The organism is Streptomyces sp. NPDC052020, from assembly GCF_040680575.1.
GTDB lineage: Bacteria > Actinomycetota > Actinomycetes > Streptomycetales > Streptomycetaceae > Streptomyces.
The window spans coordinates 1-2233 of the sequence record NZ_JBFAWY010000092.1; the positions used below are offsets into that span (position 1 = coordinate 1).

At 71.7% G+C, this 2233-nt stretch carries 2 protein-coding genes; both read left to right on the forward strand.

Annotated elements, in window-relative coordinates; all coding sequences use genetic code 11:
• On the forward strand, window positions 1-1218 hold a 1218-nt coding region (locus tag AB0L74_RS34770; protein WP_365661609.1), incomplete at its 5' end, for a beta-ketoacyl reductase.
• Between the two features lie 100 nt (window positions 1219-1318).
• Window positions 1319-2233 (forward strand): beta-ketoacyl synthase N-terminal-like domain-containing protein (locus tag AB0L74_RS34775; RefSeq protein ID WP_365661612.1); only part of this gene is annotated, 915 nt, incomplete at its 3' end.

Below are 2233 nucleotides of genomic sequence, written 5' to 3' on the forward strand. Positions count from 1 at the left end.
GTGGTGCATGCGGCGGGGGTGCTGGCGGACGGGACGATTCCGTCGCTGTCGGTGGAGGGGCTGGAGCAGGTGTTGCGTCCGAAGGTGGACGCGGCTTTCCATCTGGATGAGCTGACGTCGGGTATGGGGCTGTCGGCGTTCGTGATGTTCTCGTCGGCCGCCGCGACGTTCGGTGGCGCGGGGCAGGGTGGGTACGCGGCGGCCAACGCGGCTCTGGACGCGTTGGCGTGGCGGCGCCGGGCTGCCGGGCTCCCGGCGGTCTCCCTCGGCTGGGGAATGTGGGAGACGGACGGGGGCATGACCGAGACCCTCGGCGACGCGGACCTGCGCCGCATGAGCCGGGCCGGCATCGGCGCGATCACCGTCGACGAGGGCCTTGCCCTCCTCGACGCCGCCGTCCGTGACGACCGGCACCCGCTTCTGCTGCCGCTGCGCCTGGACACCAAGGGCCTGCGCAGTGCGGCCGCGACAGACCCGGCGGGCGTCCCCGCACTCCTGCGGGAACTGGTCGACGCAGGCCCCGTCCGTGCCCGGGCGGCCGCGGAAACCGCTGCCGTGTCGTCCGGGACGGGGACCGGTCTCGCCGAGGCGGCGCCGACGCTCGCCGAGCGGGCCGCCGCCGTCGACGGCCCCGAACGGCGGCGCCTGCTCCTGGAGGTGGTCTGCGGCGAGGTGTCCGAGGTACTCGGCCACGCCCGTGGCCACCGCATCGACCCGGACCGGGGCTTCCTCGACCTGGGCTTCGACTCCCTCATGGCGGTCGAACTGCGCAACCGGCTCAACGCCGCGGGCGGCCTCGGCCTCCCGGCGACGCTGGTCTTCGACCACCCCACCCCCGCCGTGCTCGCCACCCATCTGGACGAGGAGCTCCCTCGCGGAGCCAGCGCCTCGGGCGGTACGACGGCAACCGAGGACCCGTCCTTTGCCGGCCTCGTCGACACGGACGCCGTCATGGCCCAACTCACCCGGCTGGAGACCGCTTTGGCCCTCGCGGGCCTGTCGGGAACCCCGGAGAGCGACGACGTCCTGGAACAACTGCGGTCACTGCGCTCACTGGTCAAGGGGGGCACCGGGACCGGAGACGGGGACATGGCCGGAGCCGGTGCCCAAGAGGGTCCCGGAGCCGGTGCCGAGGACGGCACCGGTGCCGCGGACATCCTGAATGCCTCGGCCGAAGAACTCTTCGACCTTCTCGACCGGGACCGCGGTACGAGCTGATTCCGGCCCCACGGCCCATCCTGCCCGGACCACCCGGGCACCACGAACACTTCAAGCGCCTCACACGCCTCCAGGAACTCAAGGGGACAGAGTGTCCACGGTGAACGAAGAGAAGTACCTCGACTACCTGCGTCGTGCCACGGCCGACCTTCACGAAGCACGCGGACGCGTGCGCGAGTTGGAGTCGAAGACCAGCGAGCCGGTGGCCATCGTGGGCATGGCGTGCCGACTGCCGGGCGGGGTGGGCTCACCCGAGGACCTGTGGCGGCTGGTGTCCGAGGGGACCGACGCCATCTCGGAGTTCCCCCGGAACCGTGGGTGGGACGTCGAAGGACTGTACGACCCGGACCCGGAAGCCACCGGCAAGAGCTACGTACGAGAGGCCGGGTTCCTGCACGACGCCGGGGAGTTCGACGCGGACTTCTTCGGGATCTCGCCGCGTGAGGCGCTGGCGATGGACCCCCAGCAACGGCAGCTGCTGGAGGCCTCCTGGGAGGCGTTCGAGCACGCCGGCATCCCGGCCGCCAGTGTGCGCGGCAAGTCGGTCGGTGTCTTCACCGGGGTGATGTACCACGACTACGCCACCCGGCTCGTCGAGATACCGGAGGGCATCGAGGGTTACCTCGGCACCGGAAACTCCGGCAGCGTCGCCTCGGGACGTGTCGCGTACTCGCTGGGTCTGGAGGGTCCCGCGGTGACGGTGGACACGGCGTGTTCGTCGTCGCTGGTGGCGCTGCACCTGGCGGTGCGGGCGCTGCGGAACGGCGAGTGCGACATGGCTCTCGCGGGCGGTGTGACGGTGATGTCGACGCCCACGACCTTCGTGGAGTTCAGCCGGCAGCGTGGGCTGGCCGCCGACGGGCGGTCCAAGTCCTTCTCGTCGTCGGCGGACGGCACCAGTTGGTCCGAGGGCGTCGGGGTGCTGCTGGTGGAGCGGTTGTCCGACGCGCGGCGTCGTGGGCATCGGGTGCTGGCGGTGGTGCGGGGCAGTGCGGTGAACCAGGACGGTGCCAGC